At 76.1% G+C, this 706-nt stretch carries 2 protein-coding genes; one reads left to right on the top strand and one right to left on the bottom strand.

Features of this window, described 5'->3' with window-relative positions; genetic code table 11:
* Positions 1 to 307: 307 nt before the first annotated feature.
* Positions 308 to 436, top strand: coding sequence for a hypothetical protein (locus L0B03_RS19430; RefSeq protein ID WP_284502018.1), 129 nt, complete (start codon positions 308 to 310; stop codon positions 434 to 436).
* Between the two features lie 96 nt (positions 437 to 532).
* Here L0B03_RS19430 and L0B03_RS18705 read toward each other — a convergent pair.
* Positions 533 to 706: ATP-dependent helicase C-terminal domain-containing protein (locus tag L0B03_RS18705; protein ID WP_250448610.1), on the bottom strand; the 174-nt coding region annotated here is incomplete at its 5' end.

The raw sequence follows: 706 nt of genomic DNA on the forward strand, positions 1-706 counted from the left end.
GGCAAGCCCGCCACCCCCAGCAAGCCAGCCCCCAGCAAGCCAGCCGACCCGGGCAGCGCAGCCCCCGGCAAGCCCGCCACCCCAGATGCAGGTGCATCGAACGGCACGGCTGACCCCGCGGACCCCGGGTCGTCCCCGGGCAAGGGCACGAACGGCCGCCCCTGAGCATGGCGCGGCCGTCGACAAACTCGTCGGTCTCAGCCCGTACCCCTGCGCCCCGCGGGGGCGATGACCGTAGTGAGAGCGGCGCCCACGCCGTCGATGACGAGACCGCCCCGCACGGGCGGGGCACCTGGAGGAGGAGATCATGAGCGTCAGCATCCTCACCGCGGTCCTGGCCGGGATCGCCGGGCTCGACTCCCCCAGCTCGTCCACCGAGGGCCGGACCATGACCTACGGGTCCGGCAGCGTGACCGATCCGCAGCGGAGCCGCTGAGCCCCTGAGGCTCAGCCCCGCCACACACTCCCCGGCCGGCGTCGACCCCCTGCACGCCGGCCGGGGGTCACCGTCCCCCGGCCGGCCGGGGCCTTCTCATCGCCGCACGCCTCGGCGGGGCGGCTCGGTGGTCGGGTCCTCGGGCCAGGCGTGCTTGGGGTACCGCCCCCGCAGCTCGGCTCGGACCTGCGGGTACCCCGTCCGCCAGGAGGACTCCAGGTCGGCCGTCACGGCCCCGGGCCGGCCCGCGGGCGAGAGCAGGCAAGACGG

It is taken from the genome of Actinotalea sp. C106 (assembly GCF_023630195.1).
GTDB lineage: Bacteria > Actinomycetota > Actinomycetes > Actinomycetales > Cellulomonadaceae > Actinotalea.

What these genes read in the sequence shown, in the direction of transcription:
- L0B03_RS19430 (WP_284502018.1), top strand. Translation starts at nt 308, where the DNA reads ATGAGCGTCAGCATCCTCACCGCGGTCCTGGCCGGGATCGCCGGGCTC.